This window comes from Thermus thermamylovorans (genome assembly GCF_004307015.1).
In the GTDB taxonomy this organism is placed as follows: domain Bacteria; phylum Deinococcota; class Deinococci; order Deinococcales; family Thermaceae; genus Thermus; species Thermus thermamylovorans.
In genome coordinates this window covers 131062-152419 of record NZ_SIJL01000004.1, presented here as the reverse complement: position 1 = coordinate 152419, position 21358 = coordinate 131062, and the positions used below count along the sequence as shown (strand labels likewise).

The window sequence follows — 21358 nt, the reverse complement described above, 5'->3', positions numbered from 1 at the left end:
GTTGGGCCCTTCGCCTGCCTTTTCCACCCGGGGCTTTGCCCGCCCGTTCCCCGGGGCCCCTGCGCGGGCGGGGTCCGCGTGGGGGGGTCTTAGAAGAGGGGCTCCTGGCTCACCGCCCGCACCTGGCGGCGCTCCTTGGGGGGCAGGCTGTCCAGGGCCCGCTTCACCTCCTGGATGTCCAGCCAGGTGAGGTGCTTGGGGCTTCCCGGGGCGCGGCTCGGGTTCCTCAGGAGGTAGGCGGGGTGGAACATGGGGAAGACCCGGATCCCGTGCCACTCGTGCCACCTTCCCCGCACCTTGGTGATGGGGGCTTTTTCCCCCAGGAAGAACTCCGCCGCCACCCCCCCCAGGGGGACGATGATCTGAGGGGCGACCAGCTCGATCTGCTTGCGGAGCCACCTGTCCGTGCAGACCCTGGCCTCGTCGGGCAGGGGGGCGCGGTTGCCCGGGGGGCGGCACTTCACGATGTTGGCGATGTAGACCGAGGCCCGGGGGATGCCGGCGGCTTCCAGGATGCGGTCCAGAAGCTGCCCCGCCTTGCCCACGAAGGGGCGGCCCGTGCGGTCTTCCTCCTCCCCCGGTCCCTCCCCCACGAACATGAGGCGGGCGTCCGGGTCCCCCTCTCCAAAGACCACCCGGGTTCTGCCCTCCGCCAAGCGGCAGGCGGTGCAGGCCTGGGCCTGGGCTTGCAGGAGCTCCAGGGTCATTGCAGGGGCTTCCTCGCCTTCCTGGCCTCCCGCCGGGTCTTGGGGTCCAGGCCGATCATGAGGAAGAAGTTCTCCAGGGCGTTCTCCTGGCCCTTGATCTCCGGGTGCTGGTCCTCCGGGGTGCCGGTGACGAAGGGCAGGGATTTGTAAAGCTCCAGGGCGTACTGCACCACGGCCTCCGGGCCTTCAGCCTCCGCCACCTCCGCCAGCTTGGCGTAGACCTCGCGCCGGGCCTCCGCATGGCGGCGGAAGACCTCCGGGTTGGGCGTCTCCGGCGCCCGGAGGACGTCCTGCTTGGCGATGCGGCGGTAGTGCTTGAGGCCGCGAACGATCTCCTCCGTGGTCAGGGTGATCTTGAACTCCATCCCCGCTCCTTTCCGGCCCATGGGCCCTTACCTTTGGCAGATTATAAGCCTCCTCACGGGGGGCTGCGTATACTTGGAGGGATGGAGGTTCTGGGCAACTATTGGCTGCGTCGCGTGCTCGCCCGAATGCCCGGCCTTGCCGTATACGAGGGGCAGGACACCCGCACAGGTATGCCCGTCATGGTCTTGAAGGGGGCTAAGGGCGTGCCCCTGGAGGGGGAGGGCCTTCTGCCCCTTCTGGAACGGACCCCGGAGGCCTGGGTGCTGGAGTGGCCCCTGGGGGCGGTCCCCTTAAGCCACTACCTGGGGGTGGCGGACCCGGAGCGCCTCGGGCAATGGGTCCGGGAGCTGGCCGCCTCCCTCCTGGCCCTGCGGGCGCAGGGGGTGCGGTACGCCCCCCGGGCGGAGCTCTGCCTGGTGAAGGGCAAGCGCCTGTGGCTGGCCGGGGCGGGCCTGGCGGCCCTGGAAGGGGAGGCCGAGGAGGCCCTGGCGGCCCTGGCCCGGGCCCTGGCGGGGGAGGGGTGGGGAGGGTTTCCCCTGCGGGAGGCCCTGGAGGCCCTCGAGGCCGGGGAGGCCTCCCTGGAGAGCCTCCTGGCCGGCCCTGCGCCCCCCCCTCCCCCCGCCCAGGAGGCGCCCGCCCCCGAGCCTCCCCCTCCCCAGGGGCTCGAGGCCCTCCCCTCCCCTGGGGAGGGGCGGAAGGCCCTGCCGGTGGAGCCTGTCCCCGAGGCGGAAGGGCCGCGGGAGCCCCCCTCCGAGGGCCAGCCCAGCCGCCCCCGGGTGATCCGCATCGAGGAGCGGGAGGACCCCCCTTTCCCGGTGGTGGAGCCCAGGAGGAGGACACCCGGGCGCAGGGCCCTTCTGGCCCTGTTTCTAGGGGCCCTCTTCTTGGGGGCGGCCCTCCTTCTGCGCCCCTCCCCCGAGCCCGCGCAGGGGTATGTGATGGAGTTCCGCACCGACCCCCCCACGGAGCAGGCGGAGGTGATCCTCCTGGAGGTGCCGGAGGGCTCGGCCATGGTCCCCGGGCAGGTGCTCCTCACCGCCCCGGGGCGGGCGGAGTTCGACCGCCAGGGGGTCTATCGCCTGCGCATCCGGGTGGCGGGGCGGGAGCCCGTGGACTACCTCCTGGAGGTCCCCGGCCCCCCCCTCACCATCCGGGTACGCTGAGGGCATGGAGAGCCCCGTCCTCTACCTCTACCGCTACCGCTTCGCGGGGGAGCCCGCGGGGGAGGGGCGGCTGGAGGTGCGTCCCCAGACCGGAGGGGTGAAGGCCATCCTCACCGCCGAGGTGGGCCTTTCCCTGGTCAGAATCCGCCAACGCTGGCAGACGGAAACCGACCCCGAAGGGTACTCCCGCTACTTCGCCGAGCGGGTGGAGGGGCGGGAGGCCCGGGTCTTCACCGTGGAGAGGCTGGAGGAGGAGGGCGTGGTCCTGGTGACCCAGGGGAAGGAGAGCCTGGCCCTGCCCGACCTCGCCCCCTACCACGACCCCCTTTCCCTCCTCCTGGCCCTGCCCCGGCTGGGGCTCCTGCCCGGGGAGGTGGCCCGCTTCCCCATGCCCGGAGGACGGGTCTACGTAGAGCGGTTTTCCGACGTGGCGGTGGAGGGACGGGTGCGGCAGCAGTTTCGCCTCCGGCCCGGCCTGACCCTGGTCCAGCTGGAAGAGGGGCTTCCCGTGCGCCTGGCCCAGCAGGTGGGGGACCACGTCTTCGAGGCCCACCTGGAGGGGGTGGAGGGGGTGAGGAGGCGCCGCCGCTGGGTATAGTGGGGGCATGATCTACCTTGCGGCGGAGGTGAGGGAGCGCTTCGCCCGCCGGGGCCTGGCCCTCGACCCGGAGGTGGAAGAGAGGGTGCGGGCCATCCTCCAGGCGGTGCGGGAGGAGGGGGATGCCGCTTTGGACCGGCTCAGCCTGGAGCTGGACGGCCACCCGGTGGAGGAGATCCCCAAAAGGGCCTGGCGGGAGGCCTACGAGGACCTGGACGAGGGGTTCAGGGACGCCCTGGAGACGGCCAAGGAGCGCATAGAGGCCTTTTATCGGGAAGAGGCCAAAGGGGGTTTCTTGAAGGCGGACGAAAGCGGCCTCCTGGGCCAGCTGGTCCGCCCCCTCGCCCGGGTGGGGGTGTACGTCCCCGGGGGCAGCGCCCCCCTCCTCTCCAGCCTCCTCATGACCGTGGTCCCCGCCAAGGTGGCCGGGGTGGGGGAGGTGATCGTGGCCAGCCCCCCCAGGGTCCACCCCGGGGTCCTGGCCGCGGCCTGGGTGGCGGGGGCGGACCGGCTTTTCGCCATGGGCGGGGCCCAGGCCATCGCCGCCCTGGCCTACGGGACGGGGCGGGTGCCCCGGGTGGACAAGATCGTGGGCCCGGGCAACGCCTACGTGGTGGCGGCCAAGCGCCAGGTGTATGGCGCCGTGGGGATCGACGGTCTGGCGGGGCCCACGGAGACCCTGATCGTGGCCGACGGCTCCGCCTCCCCAAAGCTCCTCGCCGCCGACCTCCTGGCCCAGGCGGAGCACGGCCCCGACTCCGAGCCCTGGCTCCTCTCCCCCGACCGGGCCCTCCTGGAGCGGGTGGAGGCGGAGCTCGCCCGGCAGCTTCAGGACCTTCCCCGGGCCCCCGTCGCCCGCCGGGCCCTGGAGCGGGGGGGGCTGGTCCTCACGGAGGACCTCGAGGAGGCCTTGGAGCTGGCCAACCTCTACGCCCCCGAGCACCTCTGCCTGGCCCTGGCGGACCCCCTGCCCTGGCTGGGGAGGGTGCAGAACGCTGGGGGGGTCTTCCTGGGGGAGGGGAGCCCCGAGGCCCTGGGGGACTACATCGCCGGGCCCAGCCACGTGATGCCCACCTCGGGCACTGCCCGCTTCCAGGGGGGGCTTTCGGTGCGGGACTTCCTCAAGGTCATTCCGGTGATGGGCCTGAGCGAGGGCGCGGTGAAGGTGTTGGCCCAGAAGGGGGCCCTCCTGGCCCGGGCGGAGGGCCTCGAGGGCCACGCCCGCTCCTTGGACCTAAGGCAATGAAAATCTTCCACGAGCTTCTCGGCCCCCTAGACCTCCCCGACCGCTTCGGGCGCATCGTGAGCCTGGCCCCCAACCTGACGGACGCCCTTTTCGCCCTGGGGGTGGGGGATAGGCTGGTGGGCCGGAGCGCCTTCTGCCACCGCCCGGCGGAGGTGCTTTCCCTGCCGGTCCTGGCCTCCTACACCAAGACCCGCACCGACCTCCTCCGGAGCCTGAAGCCCGATTTGGTCCTCCTCTCCACCGGGGTGCAGCGGGAGCAGGCCCTCAGGCTCAAGGAGGAGGGCTTTCCCGCCTACGCGGTGCCCTTGCCCACGAGCCCCTACGGCATCCTGGAAAACCTCTCCACCCTGGGCCACCTTCTGGACCTGGAGGAGCGGGCCGCGGAGCTGGCCCACGGGCTGGCCGAGCGCTACGGCCGCCTCAAGGGGCGGTTTGACCTGAAGGTCTACTTTGAAATGGACCTGGGCGGGCCCATCACCGTGGGCCGGGGGAGCTACATCGCCCAGGCCCTCCTCCACCTGGGCCTTAAGCCCATCTTCCTGGACCTGCCCCAGGCCTACTTCCCCCCGGACCTGGAGGAGGTCAAGCGCCGCAGGCCCGACCTCTTCCTCTACGAGCCCAAACCCTGGGGCAAGAACCCCCTGGCGAAGGCGAGGGCCCTGGCGGAGGAGCGGGGGTGGGACTTTCCCGTGGCCGCCACCGATGGGGACGAGCTGGCCCACTACGGGCCCATGTTCTTCGCCTTCCTGGAGAAGCTGGCGGACCGGGTGGCGGAAACCTTAGGCCAGGCTTAAGGTCCCACCGGCCGCCTGGCCGTATAGTGGGACCCATGAGGCATCTGGCCTTCGCTGTCCTGCTCGCCGGCCTCGCCCTCCTCCTCGCCGCCTGCCCCCAGACGCCCCCGCCTCCCGTAAACCCTGCCGACTGCCCCGTGGGCCCCTTGGGGGCGCAGGGCGCGGAGGAGCCCCTCCGCCTCCAAGGCTTGGGCCGCTTTGCCGGGGAATACGTGCCCGGGGAGCTCCTGGTGCTTCCCCAGCCGGGGCTTTCCCTCCAGGCCCTGCGGGCTGAGGGAGTGGAGCCCCAGGAGGCCCTTTCCCAAGGCCTCTTGCGGGTGAAGGTGCCCAAAGGGCAGGAGGAGGCCAAGGCCCGGGCCCTCCTCCGGGCGGGGGCGCAGTACGTGCAGCCCAACTATCTCTACCGCCCCCTGCGGACGCCCAACGACCCCTTCTATGCCACCCACCAGAGGGCATACCTCGACGGCCTGGTGGGGTTGGAGGCGGCCTGGAACCAGAGCACGGGCCGGGGGTGCCCGCCCCTCATCGCGGTGCTGGACACAGGCATCCTGGACCATGAGGACTTTCAGACCAGCAAGTACCTCCCCGCAGGCGTCAACCTGGATGTGGCCGATGGGGACGCCGACCCCACCGACCGGAGCGCCGACCGGGGCCACGGCCTCGCCGTGGCCAGCGTCCTGGGGGCGGACACCCAAAATGGCCGGGGCATGGCCGGGGTGACCTGGGGGGGCTACATCGTGCCCATCAAGGTGTTCCCTGACGGAGGCAGGGGCACCACCGCCACCCTCCTGGAGGGAGTGCGGCTCGCCCGAAGCCTGGGGGTGCGGGTCGCCAACATCTCTCTGGGCGCCAATGTGTACGACCCCCCATTGGATGAGGAGCTGACCCGAGCTCGAGCCCAGGGGATGGTGATCGTGGCGGCGGCGGGGAATTATGAGAGCCCGTACCCAGGGTACTCTTCGGGAGGTCCGGTCCTGTTCCCCGCCAGCAGCCCCAGCACCCTGGCCGTGGGGGCGGTGGACCAGGACCGAAGGCGGGCCTCCTTCTCCGCCCTTGGCCCGGAGCTGGACCTGGTGGCCCCCGGGGTGGGGGTTTTGGTGGCCGCCCCTTCCGGAGGGTACGCCAGGTCTAGCGGCACCTCCTTCGCCAGCCCCATTGTGGCTGGGGTGGCGGCCCTTTATATGAGCCGGTACGCCAGCGAGCGCAAGGAATGGCCCACGCCGGACCAGGTGTACACCTGCTTGACCCAGACCGCCGAGGACCTGGGCCCCGCGGGGAAGGACGACGAGTACGGCTTCGGCCTGGTGCGGGCCGACCGGGTGCTGACCGACACCACCTACTGCTTCCCCTAATCCCCCTCACCCAAGGGGGTGTAGACTGGGCCCCCGTGCGGCGGCTTCCCCTCCTCGCCTCCATGGTGCTTCTGGGGGCTTTGGCCCTTTGGGCCTACCCCCTTCTGGGGCCTCTGCTGCGCCACGGGGCCTTCCCCAGTCCCTGGGGCCTGCGGGAGCCCTTCACCCTCCTGGTCTACGGCTCGAGCCCCGAGTACCTGGGTCCCCGCCAGCGGGCCCCGGAGCGCTTCCGCGGTCTGGCGGACGCCATCTTGCTGGTGCGGCTGGACCCGGGGGCAGGCCGGGCGGTGGTTCTCTCCATCCCCCGGGACACCTGGGTCCGCCTCCCGGGCTACGGGGTGCGCCGGGTGAACGCGGCGAGCCCCTTGGGGGGGCCGGAACTCATGAAGGAGGCGGTGGCCCAGATCACGGGGGTGCGGGCGGACCGTTACGTGGTGGTGAGCACGGAGGCCCTCCGCCGGGGGGTGGACGCTTTAGGGGGGGTTAGGGTCTGCGTGGAGCGGCCCATGCGCTACCGGGACACCGCCGCGGGCCTGGACATCGATCTGCAGCCAGGGTGCCAGGTGCTAAATGGCGAACAGGCGGAGGGCTACCTGCGCTTCCGCAAGGACGCCCTGGGGGATATCGGCCGGGTGCAGCGGCAGCAGGCCTTCCTCCACGCCCTGAAGGAGCAGCTCCTCTCCCCCTCGGGGCTTTTCCGCCTGCCCCAGGCGGTGGCGGCGGTGGAGCCCCACCTGCGGACCGACCTCATCCGGCGGGAGAAGGGGGCCCTTTTGGGCTTCGCCCTGAGGCGGCCCGAGCTGGTGAGCCTCCTCCTGCCGGGGCGCTTCAGCGGGGGAGGCTGGAGCGTGGACGAGGGGGCTCTTCGGGAGCTGGTGGGCCTCTACTTCCAGGGGGAGGGCACCGCGGAGGAGGCGGCGCTTTCCGGGAGGCGGGTGGCCCTGGTCTACGGCCCAGGGCAAGAGTCCCAGGCGGAGCGGGCCAGGGAGCGGCTGCAGGCCCTGGGCCTAGGGGTGGTCCTCCATCCGGTGGACCTGGCCCCGGGCCGCACCGAGGCGCTGGAAAACGGCCCCGGCCTCCTGGCCCGGGCCTTGGGGGAGGCCCTAGGGGTCCCTTACCGCGTGTCGGGGGAGGCGGTTTTGGGGGCGGACCTCACCTTGCGCCTTGGCGGGGACTTTCCCCTTTGGTAGCATGGAAGGCGCCCGCCGGGGTGGCGGAACGGTAGACGCTGCGGACTTAAAATCCGCTGGGGGGATGCCCCCGTACGGGTTCGAGTCCCGTCCCCGGCACCAGGAGGCCCCGGGGTTTTCCGGGGCCCTTCTTGTTATGCTTAGGCCCGTGGGCGTCCTCACCCGCTACCTGGAAAGGACCATGGCCCAGGCCCGCTACGACCTCCTGGGGCCGGGGCGCTTCGCCGCGGAGCTTCCCGAGCTGGGCCTAAAGGTGGAGGCAGAACACCTGGAGGCCGCCCGCCAGGCCCTTAGGGAGGCCCTCGAGGCCTGGCTCCTGGAGGCCTTGCGGGCGGGCCTCACCCCCCCTGGGCTGGACGGGGAGGCCGACCCGGTGCGGGCCCGCTTCCTCGCCCTGGCGGGGGAGATGTGGCGGCTTCTGCGGGAGGCCCCCCTCCCGGGGCTCGAGGCCCGGCCGCCCTTACCCGAGCCCGCCAAGGCCCCGGAGGTCCCGAGGCCCAAAAGGGTTCCCTCCCTGGAGGCGTGGCTTAAGGGGCTGGGCCTCCAGGTGGCCAAAAGGCCCCAGGAAGAGGAGGAGAAGGAGAAGGTCCTCACCCGCCTGGCCCTCTTCCTGGGGGACCGCTACCCCAGTCTGGAAAGGCTCTACGAGCGCCTGAAGCAGAGCCTCTCCACCAAGCGCCAGTTCGAGCTTTCCCTTTCCGAGGCCTCCCAGGAGGAGATCGCCAACTCCACCCAGTTCTGCACCCTCCTCAAGCAGTACGCCCTCCTCACCTCCTACCACTACAAGAGCGAGGAAAGGCGTCTACGGGCCAAGGCCAGCACCGAGGGCTGGGTGCAGAACTTCCTCACCGGGGGGTGGCTAGAGCGGTACGTGGCCGAAAGGGTGCGCAAGCTCCTCCGCTCCAAGAACCTGCCCCACGAGGTGGCGGTGGGCTACCAGGTGACCCTCCCCGGCGGGGAGGCCGCGGAGCTGGACGTCCTGGTGCGGGTGGGGGAGCGGGTCTACTGGTTCGAGGCCAAGACCGGAGAGTTCCAGGCCCACATCGCCAAGTACGCGGGGCTCAGGAAGGTCCTGGGCCTTTCCCCAAAGGAGAGCTTCCTGGTCCTCTTGGGGGTGGACCGGACCCGGGCCAAGGAGCTCTCCGCCCTCTACGGCCTCACGGTGGTGGGGCAGGCGGGCTTCCTCGAGGCCTTCCAGGAGGCGTTGGAGGGGAATGCTCCCTAAGGTCCTCCTGGTCATGGGGGGGACCCTGGCCTCGAGGGTCCTGGGCCTCCTGCGCCAGGCGGTCTTCAACGCCCTTTTCCCCGACTCCCTCAAGGACGCCTTCAACGTGGCCTACCGGGTGCCCAACCTCCTGCGGGAGCTTTTGGCCGAGGGGGCGGTGCAAAACGCCCTCATCCCCCTCCTCAAAAACCTCCCCGAGGCCGAGGCCCGGGCCTTCGCCCGGCGCTTCGCCGCCTTCCTCCTGGGGGTGAACCTCCTGGTCCTGGGCCTGGGCTACCTCCTGGCCCCCTTCGTGGCGGCCCTTCTGGTGGCCCCGGGAAGCCACCTCCGGGAGGAGGAGGCCTTCGCCCAGGTGGTCTACCTCACCCGCCTCCTCCTCCCCTTTCTCCTGGGCATCTCCCTGGCCGCCCTCCTCTCCGCCCTCCTGCAGGCGGAGGAACGCTTCCTGCCCTACGCCCTGGGCCCCATCGCCTTCAACCTGGCGGCCATCGGCCTCATGGCCCTTTTCCCCGGGGACCCCACCGCCCTGGGGCTTTCCGTGGCCCTGGGGGGGCTTTTGCAGGCCCTGGTGCAGCTCCCCTTTCTCCGGGGCTTCCGCCTGGAGTGGCGCTGGCACCGGGCGTTTCTCCCCGCCCTGGGCCGCATGGGGCCCTTCGCCTTCACCACCTCCTTGCGCCAGTTTCTGAACCTGCTCCTGACCAACCTCCTCACCCGCTACCCCCCGGCGGCGGTCACCGGCTTCTACAACGCGGAGGTGGTCTTCCAGATGGTCCTGGGCCTTTTCGCCACCTCCCCGGCCATCGCCCTCTTTCCCCGGATGAGCGCCCTGAAGGGGGGAGAGCTGGCCCGCTTCCTCCGCGGGCCTCTTTGGCGCCTCTCCCTGGTCCTGGCCCTTTCGGGGGGGCTCCTTTTGGGGGCGAGTCCCTTCCTGGTCCTCTTCCTCTTCGGCCTCTTCGGCCCCCTCACCCCTGAGAACCGCACCTACAGCGCCTTGGCCCTGGCCGCCCTGGCCCTGGCGGTGCTGCCCTGGGGGGTGAACACCCTGCTCCTGCGGGGGCTTTACGCCCTGGGCCGGGTGCGCGAGGCGGTCTTCGCCAGCGCCCAGGTCTTCCTCCTCAACGCCCTGGGCTACTGGCTCCTGAGGGAGGCGGGGCTTTTCCTCCTCAACCTGGCCACCGCCCTTGCGGGGTGGCTGGGCCTTTTCCTCTACCTGCGCCTCCTCCTGCGGGAGGGGGTGGCCTTCCCCGGCCTCTTGAGCCTCCTCCTTCGGGCCTACCTGGCGGGGCTTCTGGCGGCAGTGCCCGGGCTGCTCCTCCAGGGGCAGGTGGGGCCGGAGACCTCCTGGGAGGGGCTTTTGCCCCTCCTCCTCGCCGGGGCTCTGGGGACGGGGCTTTTCCTCCTGGGGGGCTGGGCCCTGCGCCTGCCCCTCAGGGTCCTCCTCCCCAGAGCCTCTGCAGGCGGAAGTAGAGGGGCTTGAGCCGGAGGGCGAAGGGGGGCTCCTCCCAGGGGCTCCAGGTGAAGCGGAGGGGAGGAGCCCCTTCCAGGAGGAGGCCGATGCCCCCGATGGGGACCGGTTCGGGGGCGTACCAGGCGAGGCGGCTGCTGGGGTCGGCCACCAGGAGCAGGCCCCAGGGGAGCCTTAGCTCCAAAAGCCCCCCCTCCCCGAGGGCGTAGTCCGCGGTGGGGTCCCGGGCCCCCGGAGGGTCCTGCCCCTCCCGCAGCCTCCCCAGCTCGTAGACCGCCCGGGGGTAGTCGGTCCCGTCCCTTCCCGTGCGGCGGCGGTTGGGCTCCAGGAAGAAGGGGACGAAGGGGCCCTCCCCCGGCCGGCTGGGCCCGCGGAAGACCAGGTGCTCCGTCCCCGGCAGGCCGTGGTCCAGCTCCCGGAAGGGGTAGTAGCCCGCCTCGATGAGGAGCCTTCCCCCCTCGGGGCCGACCTCCAGGTAGAACTCTGCCCCGAAGCCCTCCGCCACCGGTACCCCCCCGGGGACGGTGTCCAGGTGGAGGCGCAAGGGGAGGGGCCCCCGGTAGAGGAGCCAGAGGTACTCGGGGTCGGCGTGGGTCTTGAGGAAGCGCCCCTCCTCCCGGAGGAGGAAGGGCACCCCCTCCCACTCCTCCGCCTTCCCGTCCAGCCGGAAGGCTCCCCTGGCGGTGGCCGCCAGGAGGCCGTAGTTCTCCTCGGGGTCCAGGAGGTTGTGCCAGAAGGGGTTCCGTTCCCCCGCCTCAAAAGGGGCGAAGAGCCAGTTCTTCTTGAACCACTCGTCCAAAAGGGCGAAGACCACGCCCCCTGCCAGGTCCAGCTCGGAGATGTCCTGCCAAAGGGCGATGACCCTTTCTGCCTGGGCCTCCTCCGAGTGGCCCCCGTGGTGGAGGCCCTCGGGGTGGAAGTGGGCGATGCCGCGGCTCGTGGGCAGGCCGAACTCGGCGATGAGGAGGGGCATGGGGTGGTGGTGGGCCTCGAGGCGTTCCAGGTAGCGGCGGTAGCGGTCTGGGGCCAGGCCAGGCTCGTTCACCAGAAAGTCGGGGTAGTAAGGGTAGACGTGGTAGGCGGCGAAGAGGGTAAGGGGGCTTCCCGGGGTGGGCCTCAGGTGGGTTGGGTCCAGGGAGACGGTGTCCTCCTCGTGCAGGGGCCCAGCCCGGGGCGGTTCTACCCTCTCCCCGCGGGCACGGCGGAGGAGGTACTCCTCCTGGAAGCTGGCCTCGCTTTCCCAGCGCAAGGGGTCCAGGGTGGGCCAGTTCACGAAGCCCATGGGCCTAAAGGTGCCGTAGGCCTCCCACTCGTACCCGGCCAGGCGGTCCAGGACCTCGGCCAGGTAGGCGGCGAAGGGGCTGGCCTCCGGGGCGGCCTCGAGGAACCTGCCCCGGTAGGTGCGCCCCGGGTGGCGCCCGTCGTAGGCCTCCACGGAGTAGGGCTCAAACTCCCGCCCCACCAGGAGGCCCAGGGTCCAGGGGGAGACGTCCGCGGTGTAGTTCCCGTGGGCGTGCCCCGGGCGGGGAGGGCGGCGGAGGTTGCCGTGGAGGGCGTCCAGGACCTCCCGCCCCTCCAGGAGGAACTTCTCCAGGAAGGGGCCTTCCCAATCGGGGTACCCCTCGTCCTCGGGAAGCTCCGTCCAGACTCCCTGGAAGAGGTAGAGGGGCCGGTCCTTGTGCAAGAGGTTGTGGTGGAGGAGGGCCCGGTAAAAGGCGGGGGGCAGGAGGGTGTAGGTGCGCACGCTGTTGGCCCCCATGGCCCTTAGGAGCTCCAGCCAGGCCCGGTAGAGGGCCTCCTCCTCGGGGAACTCCGCGGGGAAGCGGCCCGGGAGGGCCACCCCCAGGTTCACCCCCCGCACCGGGAAGGGCTTCCCCTCCACCCAGAAGCGCCCCTCCCGGGCGGCGAAGGGGGGTGGGGTTTTTCGGGTCTTGGGGGCGGGGGGTGGGGGAGGGGGGAGGGTTTTGAGAACCGCCTCCGCCTCCCGGTACCCCTCCCGCAGGGCCCAGCCCAGGGCGCTCCGGGCCCCTTCCGGGTCCCCCAGGGCCCTAAGGGTGAGGCCGAAGCCGTAGAGGGCCTCCGGACCCCCCTTCAGGGTGCCCACCAAGCGGCTGAAGAGGTCCAGGGCCTGGGGAAACTGGCCCAGCCGGTAATGGGCAAAGCCTGCCAGGAGCAGGGCCTCCTCCGGGGGGTCGTACCCCTGGAGGAGAGGGGTGAGCGCCCTCAGGACGGCCTCCATCCGCCCTGCCCCGTAGTGCCCGCGGGCTTCCTCGAGGGGCTCCAGGGGGGTAGCCAGGGCCAGCCCCAGGGCCAGAAACGCCCCCAGAAAGCGCACGGGTTCAGCCCTCCGCCGCCTGGCGGATGGCCTCCACCGCCTCGGGGTTTTCCAGGGCGGAGAGGTCCCCCGGGTCCTGGCCCAGGAAGGCCGCCCGCACCACCCGGCGCATGACCTTGGCGTTGCGGGTCTTGGGCAGGTCGGGCACGAAGAGGACCCGCTCCGGCCTCAGGGGCTTACCCAGCGCCTCGGCCACCCTTTCCGCCACCTCCTCGGCGAGGGCCAAAGAGGGGGCGAAGCCCGGCTTGGGCACCGCGAAGAGGACGATGGCCTCCCCCTTCACCGGGTGGGGTACCCCGATGGCGGCGCACTCCTTGAGGGCGGGGTGGGAGATGGCTGCGGTCTCCACTTCCGCCGGGCCCACGCGCTTGCCCGCCACCTTCAGGGTGTCGTCGGAGCGGCCCAGGATGAAGTAGTGGCCTTCCTCGTCCAAAAGGGCGAAGTCCCCGTGGACCCAGACCCCAGGGATCTTGGCAAAGTAAGCGTCCAGGTAGCGGGCCTCGTCCCCAAAGAAGCCCTTGGTCATCCCCGGCCAAGGCTTGAGCACCGCCAGCTCCCCCACCTGGCCCACCACGGGCCTTCCCGCTTCGTCCAGGACCGCCGCCGCCATCCCGGGGACGGCGGTGTTGAAGCCCATGGGCTTGATGGGCCTGAGGAGGACGTTCCCCAGGATGCCCCCGGAGATCTCCGTCCCCCCGGAGTAGTTCACGATGGGCCGCCTTTCCTCCCCCACCACCCGGAAGAACCAGAGGTAGGGTTCCAGGTTCCAGGGCTCCCCGGTGGAGCCCAAGACCCTCAGGGAGGAGAGGTCATGGGCCCGGACGGGCTCTTCCCCAAAGGGGATGAGGGCCCGCACCAGGGTGGGGGAGAGCCCCAGGTGGGTGATCCGGTGGGCCTCCACCATGCGCCAGAGCCGCTCGGGGCCGGGGTGGTCCGGGGCCCCGTCGTAGAGGAAGACCGTCCCCCCCAGGAGGAGCCCCCCCAGGATGGCCCAGGGGCCCATCATCCAGCCCAGGTCGGTGAACCAGAAGAGGCGGTCCTCCTCCCGGAGGTCGAAGAGGAGGGCCAGGTCAAGGGCGGCCTTCAGGGGGAAGCCCGCGTGGTAGTGGACCGTGCCCTTGGGGCGGCCCGTGGTGCCCGAGGTGTAGATGAGCATGAAGGGGTCCATGCTCTCCATCTCCTCCGGGGGGAAGGCCTCCCCTGCGAGGGCCCCGTAGTCCTCCTCCCCCGCCTCCAGGGGCAGCCCCAGGCGGCGCACCGCCAGGAGAGCAGGGGTGCCCGAGAGGGCCAGGGCCCTCCGGGCCTCGGGGAGGAGCTCCACCCGTCGGCCCCGCCTCAGGAAGCCGTCTTGCACCGCAAGGAGCCTGGCCCCGGCGTCCTTGAGGCGCACGCTGGCGGCCTCCGCGGCGTAGCCGGAGAAGATGGGGATGGCGATGGCCCCAAGCCAAGCCGTGGCCAGGAGGAGAACGGCGGCCTCGAGGCCCATGGGGAGCCAAAGCCCCACCCGGTCGCCCCGCCCTACCCCCAGGGCCCTTAGCCCCGCGGCCACCCGGGCCACCTCGGCCCGGAGCTCCCCGTAGCTCAGGGTCCGCACCTGGCCGTCCTCGGTCTCGTGGAGGAGGGCCAAGCGGGTGGGTTCGTGGAGGAGGGCGGCCTCCACCAGGTTGAGCCGCCCGCCTGTGAAGAAGCGGGGGAAGGGGAAATCCCCTTCCACCAGCCTTTCGTAGGGCTTCCGCCAAGGAAGGCCCAGGTGGCCGAAGAACTGGCGGTAGAAGTCCTCGGCCTTCTCCACGCTGTAGCGGTAGAAGGTCTCGTAATCCTCAAAGCCCAGGGCCTCCATGAAGCGGAAAAGCCAGGTGGCCCGGGCCTCCTCCGGGTTTGGGTACCAAATGGGCTCCATCATTTCCTCCAAAAACCGAGGCGCCGCGGCCTGGGCTTGGGGGTTGTCCCCGGGGCGGGGGGGGCCTCGGGGCGCTGCAAGACCTCCAGGAAGGCCTTCAGGTCCAGGCGTTCCCCAGGGTTCCTGCTCAGGAGGCGCCGCAGGGCCTTATCCAGCCGGATGGGCAGCCCTGTGGGGGGAGGGGGAAGGAAGAGGTGGGCGTTCCGCAGTTCCTCCAGGGTTTCTCCCCGGAAGGGGCGCCGCCCCGTGAGGAGCTCGTAGGCCATGATGCCGAAGGCATAGGTTTCGCTCTGGGGGCTCGGCAGGGCTCCCAGGAAGAGCTCCGGGGCCAGGTAGTGGGGGCTGCCCGCGTACTCGGCCGTCCGGTCCCCCAGGGGGCGGGCCGTGCCCAGATCCCCCAGCTTATAGACCCCTTCTCCCACGAAGACGTTGGAGGGTTTCACGTCCTGGTGGATAAATCCCTTGTCGTGAAGGAAAAGGAGGGCCTCGCCCACCTGGAGGAGGGCCTTGACCGCCTCCTCCCGGGGGAGGGGACCGCGGAGAAGCCTTTCCTCCAGAGGGCCGCCCTCCATGTACTCCAGGGCCAAGAAGGCTTCCTCGCCAAAGGGAACCCCGGCCAGACCCCGGACCAGGTAGGGGTGGTGGAGGGAAAGGGAGAGGGACACCTCCCGGGCAAACCGCTCGGCCAGCCCAGGGTTCTGGCGCACCTCCTTGCGGGGCAGCTTCAGGGCCACCTTCTGCCCGGAAGGGGCCTCGGCCAGGTAGACCTGGGCGGTCTGCCCTAGCCCCAGGAGCATGAGCAGGCGAAAGTCCTTGCGCTTAAGCCTTTGCAATCCCACCTGGGCCTCCTGGGGTCCTAGGGCCTGTCCACCTTTGGCCTCAAGAGCCTGTCCATGCCCCTATCCTGCGGGGTGCGCGCCCTCAAGGCCAGCGGCACCCCTAGAGGGTTTGGGCCGGCCCCTTCTCAAAGGACCAGCGCCTCCCCCGGCTTCAGAACCCGGCCCTCTACCCCCATCTCCCCGGCCCTTTGCGCGAAGGCCTCCCCGTCTTGCTGGATGGGGGGGAAGGTGTTGTAGTGGATGGGCACCACCCTCTTGGGCCTGAGGAGCTCCAGGGCCTTCAAGGCGTCTTCCGGACCCATGGTGAAGTGGTCGCCGATGGGCAAAAGGGCCAGGTCCAGCCCCAGTTCCCCGATGAGGCGCATGTCGGCGAAGAGGGCGGTATCCCCGGCGTGGTAGATGCGCTTGCCCCCGAGCTCCACCACCACCCCCATGGGCATGCCACCGTAGGTGCCGTCGGGGAAGCTGGAGGAGTGCCAGGCGGGGAACCACTTGAGCCACCCCCCTGGGAAGCGGTAGGTGCCCCCGAGGTTCATGGGCACGCTCTTGGCCCCATGCCGCTCCGCGTAGGTGGCGATCTCGAAGGTGGAGACCACCACCCCGCCCTTTTTGGAGAGGGCCACGCTGTCGCCGAAGTGGTCCCCGTGGGCATGGGTGACCAGGATCAGGTCCGCCTGCACCTCCCCCACCCCTAGGGGGGCCAGGGGATTGCCCGTGAGAAAGGGGTCGATGACCAGCCGGGTCTTACCGTCGGAGAGCCATACCGCCGAGTGGCCCAGGTACCGGACTTCCGGCATACCCGCCTCCTTTGAGGAGCACTATACCGGAGAACGGCTGCGGTGGGAAAGGGCCTCGAGGGCCCTGAGGAGCAGGGCCTCCAGGATGCGGCCGAAGGCCCGCTCCCCCCAGCTTTGCCCCGGGGGTAGCACCAGGGCCACTTCCAGCTCCAGCTCCAGCCCCTCCCGGGTGGGGCGGGCCCACCCCTCCACCCACAGGCAGGGCGGAGGGAGGGGAAGGGCCACCAGCCTCTCTCCCTCCAGGCGGGCCCGGAAAGGCAGGCGCACCTCCCCCAAGGCGGGGCTTTCCTGCCGCAGGAGGCCCCGGACCTCCGGACCCTCCAGGCGGACCTCCAGGGGCAGGCCTTGGGGGGCGTGGCCGTTTAGGGTGAGGCGCAGGCGGGCCTTCATCCTTCCACCCACTCCACCCGGATGCGCCCCTCCTCCGCCAGACGGGCCACCTCGGCGTCGGGGATGTTCAGAAGCCGGGGCAGCTCCCGGAAGCGCGGGGTGGCCGAGGCTAGGCCCACACGCACCACCAGGACCTCCTCCTCCTCCGCCCGGCCGATGCGCCAGACCAGGTGCTGGCCCAGGGCTTCCAAAAGGTCCTTCTCCACCCTTCCAGTCTACCCGGGGCGGGGGAGAATGGGAGCTATGCCCCCAGGGGAGGTGGCCTTTTCCCACCCTGCGCCCCTGGTCTTCTGGGCGGGGGCAGGGCTTCTGGGCCTGGGGCTCGCTTCCGGAGGTGTCCTGGGCAGCCTCCCTCTTCCTCTTTCCCTGGTGGTGGCTGGGGCGGGGATTCCGGCTTGCCCTCTTCCCGGCCGAGTGCAGGAGTTGGAGGTGGCCTTCTGGCCTGCGGGGCCCTTTTTCCGGGGGCGGCGTGCCCTACTCCTTGGCCTGCGAAAGGGCAAGCGCTTGCCGCTTCCCGTGCCTGGACGGGAGGCCTGGCGGGACCGGATCAAAGGACTTCCAGCAGGGCGAACTTCAGGTAATGGGTCTCCGGATGGTTGAGGAGGACGGGGTGGTCCCATCCCTGGCCCCGTTTTTCCACCACCCTCAGGGCCCGGTGGGCGTCCGCCGCGGCCTCGGCCAGCATTTGGTAGAAAAGGGGCTCCGTGAGGTGGTGGCTGCAGCTGGCCGTAGCCAGGATGCCGCCTTCCTTGAGGAGCTTGAGGGCCCGGAGGTTCACCTCCTTGTAGGCCCTATAGGCTCGCTCCAAGTCCTTCTTGCCCTTGGCGAAGGCCGGAGGGTCCAGAACGATGAGATCAAAGCGTTCCCCCGCCTTTTCCAAGGAGCGCAGAAAGTCAAAGGCATTGGCCTCTACGGTTCTCAGGGGGAGGCCGTTGAGCCTGGCGTTCTCCTCCGCGCGCCCTAAGGCCTCGGCGGAGGAGTCCACGGCGATCACCTCCCGGAAGCCCAGGGCCAGGTGCAAGGCAAAGCCCCCGGCGTAGCTGAAGGCGTCCAGGGCCCTCTCCCCGGAGAAACGCTCCATGAGGAGGCGGTTGTCCCGCTGGTCCAGGTAGGCCCCTGTCTTCTGGCCTCCCCGGAGGTCCACCAGGTAGCGGATCCGGCCTTCCCGCACCGTCACCCGCTCGGGCACCTCGCCCCAAAGGGGACGCACGTAGAGGGACAGGCCCTCCAGCCCCCGCACCTTGGCGTCGTTCTTGGCCAGGACGCTCGCCGCGTAGGGCTTGAGCCTTTCCGCCACCCGGGGGAGAAGGTCCTCCCAGGCGTGGGCGGTGGCCTGGACCACCGCGTGGCCCGCGTAGTAGTCCACCACCAGTCCCGGAAGCAGGTCCCCCTCGGCGTGGGCCAGGCGGAAGCCCCCCTGGGGCTCGCGCTCCAGGGCCTCCCTGCGGCGGAGGAGGGCCCGGTCCAGGTTTTCCAGGAGGGCTTCTGCCGGGTCGGCGGCGGGATGGAAGCGGAAGGCCCGCACGCTGAGGTCGCTTTGGGGGTTGTAAAGGGCTAGGGCCAAAAAGCGCCTGCCCCAGTAGACGGGAAAGAGGCCTGGGGTTTCCGGCCCGGAAAGGACATCCCGGCGGAACACCCAGAGGTGTCGGGCAAGGAGCCTTTGGGCGCCGCGTTCGTTGACGAGGATGCGCATCGCCTAAGTATACTTAGGCGGGGTTGGTTGACGCCGGCCCCAGGGGCCGGTAATATGGCCGGCGGGCGCGTTTTGCACATCTTTTCACGAAATGGAGGGGCAATGGGAGGCCTGGGACTTATAAAGAGTCTAGCGGAGAAGGAGCAGGAGCTCCTGGCCCGCCTGGAGGCCACCAGAAAGGAAGCGGAGGACCTGGTGCGCCGGGCGGAGGAGGAGGCCCAAGCCCTCCTGCGGGAGGCCGAGGCCAAGGCCGAGGCCCTGGAGGCCGAGTACCGAAAGAGGGAGGCTCGGGAGACCGAGGCCATCCTGGCCCGCTATCGGGCCCAAGCCGAGGCCGAAGCCCAGGCCCTGCGGGAACGGGCGGCCTCCCGGCTGGAGGAGGCTGTGGCCCTGGTGCTCAAGGAGGTCCTGCCGTGATCGCCCCCATGGAGAAGCTGGTTCTCGCCGGCCCCAAGGGCCGGGCTAGGGAGCTTCTCCAAAGCCTCCAGGGGGCGGGGGTGGTCCACCTGGAGACCCTCCGGGTAAGGGAGCTCGCCGAGTACCGCCTCTCTCCCGAGGAGCGGGAGGAGTTAAGGCGGTGGGAAGGGGTGGCGGCGGGGGCTGAGCACACCCTGACCCTCCTGGGCCTGGAGCCTGAGGCTACCAGGCCTTTCCCCGAGGACCTCGAGGCCGCCGAGCGGGCCCTTAAGCCCATCCAAGCCCAGGCGGAGGGCCTGCAGCGCCAGAAGCAGGAGCTGGAGGAAGAGCTTTCCCTAGCCCAGGCCTACCTGGAGCCACTGGAGAAGCTGGCCGCCTTGGCCCAGGGGCTGGACCGGAGCCCCTTTTTCCGGGTGGTGCCCTTCGTGCTCACGGCCAAGGAGCTGCCCTTGGTGGAGGGGCTTCTCCAGAAGACCTTGGAGGACCGCTTCCTCCTGGCCGCTGAGGCCTACGCCAAGGGGCTGGTCGCCTTGCTGGTGGTCCACCGCGGCGACCTGGAGGGGGCCAAGGCTGCCCTTTCCCGGGCAGGGGTGGCGGAGCTGCGCCTACCCGGCCCCTTGGGGGAGGTTCCCCTTTCGGAGGCGGTCAGGAGGTTGAGGAAGCGGGCGGAGGCCGCCCCTAAGGAGCTTTCCGAGGTGCGCCAGGCCCTCTTCCGTCTAGCGGGGGACGTTGCCTCCACCTTGAGGAGCCTCTGGACCCGGGCCAAGGACGAGGTGGTCCGCCTCAGGGCTCTGGAAGAGCTGGCCTCGGGGCGCTTTGGCTTCGCCCTCTTGGGGTACGTGCCGGTGAGGGCCAAATCCAGAGTGGAAGAGGCCCTCGCCCGGCATAAGGACACCGTGGTCTACGCCTTCGAGCCCGTGGACGAGCACCATGAGGCGGACCACGTCCCCGTGGTCCTGGACAACCCCCCCTGGGCCAAGCCCTACGAGTTCCTGGTGGCGGCCCTCAACCTCCCCAAGTACGGTACCCTGGACCCCACCCCTTTCGTGGCCGTCCTCTTTCCCTTCTGGTTCGGTTTCATCATGGGGGACATCGGCCACGCCCTCCTCTTCGCCCTCCTGGGCCTTTGGCTTGGGGGGTATGTGCGCCGGGGGGAGACCCTGCGTATCGATCTCTTTGCCCTGCGCCTTCCCCCCAAGGCGCTCGCTGGCCTTTTGCAGATCCTCTGGTTCATGGTCTTCTGGAGCTTGGTCTTCGGTTTCGTCTACGGCAAGTTCTTCGGCACCTTGGGCAAGCACCTCCACCTCTTCGGCACCAAGGACAAACCGGGGCTCTTGCCCTTCCCCCTGGTGGACCGTACGGATATCGCCAATACCTTCGCCCTCCTCTTGGGCTTCACCTTGGTCATGGGGGGGGCCTTGGTCCTTTGGGGCTTCGTGGTGCGTATGCGGCTGGCCCTTCGCCACCGCCACCTCGGACACTTCTGGGAGGCTTTGGGCTACGCCGGAGGGGTGGTGGCCCTGCTGGTCCTCCTGTGGAACATCCTCTTCGGGGTTTCCGTGGCCGGGCTTATGCCCTTGGTGTACGCTGGCTTGGGCCTCTTCCTGGCGGGGATGGTTTTAAGCCGCCAGGTTTTGATGCTCCCCGAGCTTCCCACCCAGGCGGGGCACGTGGTTTCCTTTGCCCGTCTTTACGCGGTGGGGGTGGCCAAGGCCATCATGGTGGGACTGTTCACTGACGTGGGCTGGAACCTGGGCCAGGGGGGGGTTTTCTGGGCCCTTTTGGGCTTCCTGGTGGCCGCGCTTTTGCATCTCTTCATCCTCCTCCTGACCACCTTGGGCCACATGCTCCAGGCTTTGCGTCTTCTTTGGGTGGAGTACTTCACCAAGTTCGGCTTCTACGAGGAGAACGGCAGGCCTTACCGGCCGTTCAAAAGCGTCCGCGAGGCGCAGTAGACTGAAGGAGGTATGGAGATGAAGAAGCTTCTCGTGGTGTTGGTTCTGGCTTTCGGCGCGTTGGCCTTCGCCCAGGACGGCTCCGGGGATCGGGGCCTGATCGCCGTAGGGGCAGGGTTGGCCATCGGCCTAGCCGCCCTGGGTACGGGGCTGGCCCAGGCCCGCATTGGTGCCGCGGGCCTGGGAGCTATCGCCGAGGACCGGGCCAACTTCGGTCCCGCCCTCATCTTCTTGCTCCTGCCGGAGACCCTGGTAATCTTTGGCTTGCTCATCGCTTTCCTCCTCAACGCCAAGGTCTAGCCCTTTCCGAGGCCCCGTCCCCGCCAAGGGGGACGGGGCCTTTCACCAAGGAGGGAAGATGTCCAAGCTGGAAGCCATTTTGAGCCGGGAGGTGGAGTCGGAAATCCAGGCCCTCCTAGAAGAGGCCCGGGCTAAGGCGGAAGCCCTTCGTCAAGAGGCGGAAACCAAAGCCGAATCCCTGGTTAGCGGCAAGCAGCGGGTTTTGGAGGCCCAGCTTCAGGCGGCTTTGCGCCGTGCCGAGAGCGCGGGGGAGCTTCTCCTGTCCACGTCCCGGGCGGAGGCCAAGGGCCAGGTGCTCTCCCGGGTGAAGGCCAGGGTCTGGGAAGCCTTGGAGGCCCTCCCCTCGCGGGCTGAATGGCCTGAGGTGGTGCGCAAGCTGGCCGAGGAAGCCCTGATGGCCCTTCCGGAGCCTGTGGCCTTGGCCAGCCACGCCGACAACCTGCCTCACCTGGAGCCGCTGGCCCGGGAGCGGGGCCTGGAGCTCCGGCCTGACCCCGCCCTGCGCCTGGGGATCAGGGCCATCGGCAGAGGGGGCAAGACCCAGGTGGAAAATGCCCTGGAAAGCCGCCTGGAACGGGCGTGGGATGCCCTTTCCTCCCGGGTGGCCCAGGTGCTTTGGGGCTAGG

Annotated in this window: 21 protein-coding genes and 1 tRNA gene; 13 read left to right on the top strand and 9 right to left on the bottom strand. The window is 70.2% G+C overall.

Annotated elements, in window-relative coordinates:
- Positions 1-89: 89 nt before the first annotated feature.
- Together ETP66_RS04600 and ETP66_RS04595 are read right to left on the bottom strand one after the other, a co-directional pair.
- A complete protein-coding gene (locus ETP66_RS04600; RefSeq protein WP_130841063.1) occupies positions 90-707 on the bottom strand; it encodes a uracil-DNA glycosylase in 618 nt (205 codons plus the stop codon).
- Complete coding sequence (locus ETP66_RS04595; protein WP_014515903.1) at positions 704-1072, bottom strand: hypothetical protein; 369 nt, start codon at positions 1070-1072, stop codon at positions 704-706. Before ETP66_RS04595 ends, ETP66_RS04600 begins: the two co-directional genes overlap by 4 nt.
- A gap of 81 nt (positions 1073-1153) precedes the next feature.
- Here ETP66_RS04595 and ETP66_RS04590 point away from each other — a divergent pair, with 81 nt between their 5' ends.
- From ETP66_RS04590 to murJ, 9 genes are all read left to right on the top strand, one after another.
- Positions 1154-2236 carry a hypothetical protein gene (locus ETP66_RS04590; protein WP_130841062.1) on the top strand — a complete coding sequence of 361 codons (1083 nt, stop codon included), beginning with the start codon at positions 1154-1156 and terminating at the stop codon, positions 2234-2236.
- Positions 2237-2240: 4 nt separating this feature from the next.
- On the top strand, positions 2241-2834 hold the full coding sequence (locus ETP66_RS04585; protein WP_130841060.1) for a hypothetical protein: 594 nt from the start codon (positions 2241-2243) through the stop codon (positions 2832-2834).
- A 7-nt stretch (positions 2835-2841) separates the two neighbouring features.
- Complete coding sequence (gene hisD / locus ETP66_RS04580; protein ID WP_130841058.1) at positions 2842-4080, top strand: histidinol dehydrogenase; 1239 nt, start codon at positions 2842-2844, stop codon at positions 4078-4080.
- Complete coding sequence (locus ETP66_RS04575) at positions 4077-4874, top strand: ABC transporter substrate-binding protein (RefSeq protein WP_130841056.1); 798 nt, start codon at positions 4077-4079, stop codon at positions 4872-4874. The genes hisD and ETP66_RS04575 overlap by 4 nt, the downstream gene beginning before the upstream one ends.
- Before the next feature lie 35 nt (positions 4875-4909).
- Positions 4910-6226, top strand: a complete 1317-nt coding sequence (locus ETP66_RS04570) for a S8 family peptidase (RefSeq protein WP_130841054.1) — start codon at positions 4910-4912, stop codon at positions 6224-6226.
- A gap of 35 nt (positions 6227-6261) precedes the next feature.
- Positions 6262-7416 (top strand): LCP family protein, encoded by a 1155-nt coding sequence (locus ETP66_RS04565; protein WP_130841052.1) that lies wholly within the window; start codon positions 6262-6264, stop codon positions 7414-7416.
- 14 nt (positions 7417-7430) lie between these two features.
- Positions 7431-7518: transfer RNA gene (locus ETP66_RS04560), tRNA-Leu, on the top strand.
- Positions 7519-7552: 34 nt separating this feature from the next.
- Complete coding sequence (locus tag ETP66_RS04555; RefSeq protein ID WP_201738469.1) at positions 7553-8641, top strand: hypothetical protein; 1089 nt, start codon at positions 7553-7555, stop codon at positions 8639-8641.
- The gene (gene murJ, locus ETP66_RS04550) at positions 8631-10118 is read left to right on the top strand and encodes a murein biosynthesis integral membrane protein MurJ (RefSeq protein ID WP_130841051.1); all 1488 of its coding nucleotides are present in this window, start codon (positions 8631-8633) and stop codon (positions 10116-10118) included. Before ETP66_RS04555 ends, murJ begins: the two co-directional genes overlap by 11 nt.
- Here the strand turns inward: murJ and ETP66_RS12375 are convergent.
- The 7 genes from ETP66_RS12375 to ETP66_RS04515 all read right to left on the bottom strand — a co-directional run bounded on the left by ETP66_RS12375 (position 10069) and on the right by ETP66_RS04515 (position 18060).
- Positions 10069-12441, bottom strand: a complete 2373-nt coding sequence (locus ETP66_RS12375; RefSeq protein ID WP_130841049.1) for a tetratricopeptide repeat protein — start codon at positions 12439-12441, stop codon at positions 10069-10071. The genes murJ and ETP66_RS12375 overlap by 50 nt on opposite strands.
- Positions 12442-12445: 4 nt before the next feature.
- Positions 12446-14341, bottom strand: a complete 1896-nt coding sequence (locus ETP66_RS04540; RefSeq protein ID WP_130841047.1) for an AMP-binding protein — start codon at positions 14339-14341, stop codon at positions 12446-12448.
- The gene (locus ETP66_RS04535; protein WP_430731874.1) at positions 14341-15174 is read right to left on the bottom strand and encodes a serine/threonine-protein kinase; all 834 of its coding nucleotides are present in this window, start codon (positions 15172-15174) and stop codon (positions 14341-14343) included. Before ETP66_RS04535 ends, ETP66_RS04540 begins: the two co-directional genes overlap by 1 nt.
- A 131-nt stretch (positions 15175-15305) precedes the next feature.
- Entirely contained in the window at positions 15306-15977 is a 672-nt protein-coding gene (locus ETP66_RS04530) for a metal-dependent hydrolase (protein WP_130841045.1), read from the bottom strand.
- Between the two features lie 21 nt (positions 15978-15998).
- The gene (locus tag ETP66_RS04525) at positions 15999-16367 is read right to left on the bottom strand and encodes a DUF3809 family protein (protein WP_130841044.1); all 369 of its coding nucleotides are present in this window, start codon (positions 16365-16367) and stop codon (positions 15999-16001) included.
- Positions 16364-16573 carry a DUF3248 domain-containing protein gene (locus tag ETP66_RS04520; protein ID WP_130841043.1) on the bottom strand — a complete coding sequence of 70 codons (210 nt, stop codon included), beginning with the start codon at positions 16571-16573 and terminating at the stop codon, positions 16364-16366. Before ETP66_RS04520 ends, ETP66_RS04525 begins: the two co-directional genes overlap by 4 nt.
- A 341-nt stretch (positions 16574-16914) precedes the next feature.
- On the bottom strand, positions 16915-18060 hold the full coding sequence (locus ETP66_RS04515) for a 23S rRNA (cytosine(1962)-C(5))-methyltransferase (RefSeq protein ID WP_130841041.1): 1146 nt from the start codon (positions 18058-18060) through the stop codon (positions 16915-16917).
- A gap of 102 nt (positions 18061-18162) precedes the next feature.
- On the opposite strand from ETP66_RS04515, the gene ETP66_RS04510 reads away from it, so the two are divergent.
- Genes ETP66_RS04510 through ETP66_RS04495 form a run of 4 tightly spaced genes read left to right on the top strand, consistent with a single transcriptional unit; the run spans position 18163 to position 21357 of the window.
- Entirely contained in the window at positions 18163-18477 is a 315-nt protein-coding gene (locus tag ETP66_RS04510) for a V-type ATPase subunit subunit G family protein (RefSeq protein WP_130841039.1), read from the top strand.
- The gene (locus ETP66_RS04505) at positions 18474-20432 is read left to right on the top strand and encodes a V-type ATP synthase subunit I (protein WP_130841037.1); all 1959 of its coding nucleotides are present in this window, start codon (positions 18474-18476) and stop codon (positions 20430-20432) included. The genes ETP66_RS04510 and ETP66_RS04505 overlap by 4 nt, the downstream gene beginning before the upstream one ends.
- Before the next feature lie 18 nt (positions 20433-20450).
- Entirely contained in the window at positions 20451-20732 is a 282-nt protein-coding gene (locus tag ETP66_RS04500; protein ID WP_038043633.1) for an ATP synthase subunit K, read from the top strand.
- A gap of 58 nt (positions 20733-20790) precedes the next feature.
- Positions 20791-21357 carry a V-type ATP synthase subunit E gene (locus ETP66_RS04495; RefSeq protein ID WP_130841036.1) on the top strand — a complete coding sequence of 189 codons (567 nt, stop codon included), beginning with the start codon at positions 20791-20793 and terminating at the stop codon, positions 21355-21357.
- Position 21358 lies beyond the last annotated feature (1 nt).

What these genes read in the sequence shown, in the direction of transcription:
- ETP66_RS04600 (WP_130841063.1), bottom strand. Translation starts at nt 707, where the DNA reads ATGACCCTGGAGCTCCTGCAAGCCCAGGCCCAGGCCTGCACCGCCTGC.
- ETP66_RS04595 (WP_014515903.1), bottom strand. Translation starts at nt 1,072, where the DNA reads ATGGAGTTCAAGATCACCCTGACCACGGAGGAGATCGTTCGCGGCCTC.
- ETP66_RS04590 (WP_130841062.1), top strand. Translation starts at nt 1,154, where the DNA reads ATGGAGGTTCTGGGCAACTATTGGCTGCGTCGCGTGCTCGCCCGAATG.
- ETP66_RS04585 (WP_130841060.1), top strand. Translation starts at nt 2,241, where the DNA reads ATGGAGAGCCCCGTCCTCTACCTCTACCGCTACCGCTTCGCGGGGGAG.
- hisD (WP_130841058.1), top strand. Translation starts at nt 2,842, where the DNA reads ATGATCTACCTTGCGGCGGAGGTGAGGGAGCGCTTCGCCCGCCGGGGC.
- ETP66_RS04575 (WP_130841056.1), top strand. Translation starts at nt 4,077, where the DNA reads ATGAAAATCTTCCACGAGCTTCTCGGCCCCCTAGACCTCCCCGACCGC.
- ETP66_RS04570 (WP_130841054.1), top strand. Translation starts at nt 4,910, where the DNA reads ATGAGGCATCTGGCCTTCGCTGTCCTGCTCGCCGGCCTCGCCCTCCTC.
- ETP66_RS04555 (WP_201738469.1), top strand. Translation starts at nt 7,553, where the DNA reads ATGCTTAGGCCCGTGGGCGTCCTCACCCGCTACCTGGAAAGGACCATG.
- murJ (WP_130841051.1), top strand. Translation starts at nt 8,631, where the DNA reads ATGCTCCCTAAGGTCCTCCTGGTCATGGGGGGGACCCTGGCCTCGAGG.
- ETP66_RS04540 (WP_130841047.1), bottom strand. Translation starts at nt 14,341, where the DNA reads ATGGAGCCCATTTGGTACCCAAACCCGGAGGAGGCCCGGGCCACCTGG.
- ETP66_RS04530 (WP_130841045.1), bottom strand. Translation starts at nt 15,977, where the DNA reads ATGCCGGAAGTCCGGTACCTGGGCCACTCGGCGGTATGGCTCTCCGAC.
- ETP66_RS04525 (WP_130841044.1), bottom strand. Translation starts at nt 16,367, where the DNA reads ATGAAGGCCCGCCTGCGCCTCACCCTAAACGGCCACGCCCCCCAAGGC.
- ETP66_RS04515 (WP_130841041.1), bottom strand. Translation starts at nt 18,060, where the DNA reads ATGCGCATCCTCGTCAACGAACGCGGCGCCCAAAGGCTCCTTGCCCGA.
- ETP66_RS04510 (WP_130841039.1), top strand. Translation starts at nt 18,163, where the DNA reads ATGGGAGGCCTGGGACTTATAAAGAGTCTAGCGGAGAAGGAGCAGGAG.
- ETP66_RS04500 (WP_038043633.1), top strand. Translation starts at nt 20,451, where the DNA reads ATGAAGAAGCTTCTCGTGGTGTTGGTTCTGGCTTTCGGCGCGTTGGCC.
- ETP66_RS04495 (WP_130841036.1), top strand. Translation starts at nt 20,791, where the DNA reads ATGTCCAAGCTGGAAGCCATTTTGAGCCGGGAGGTGGAGTCGGAAATC.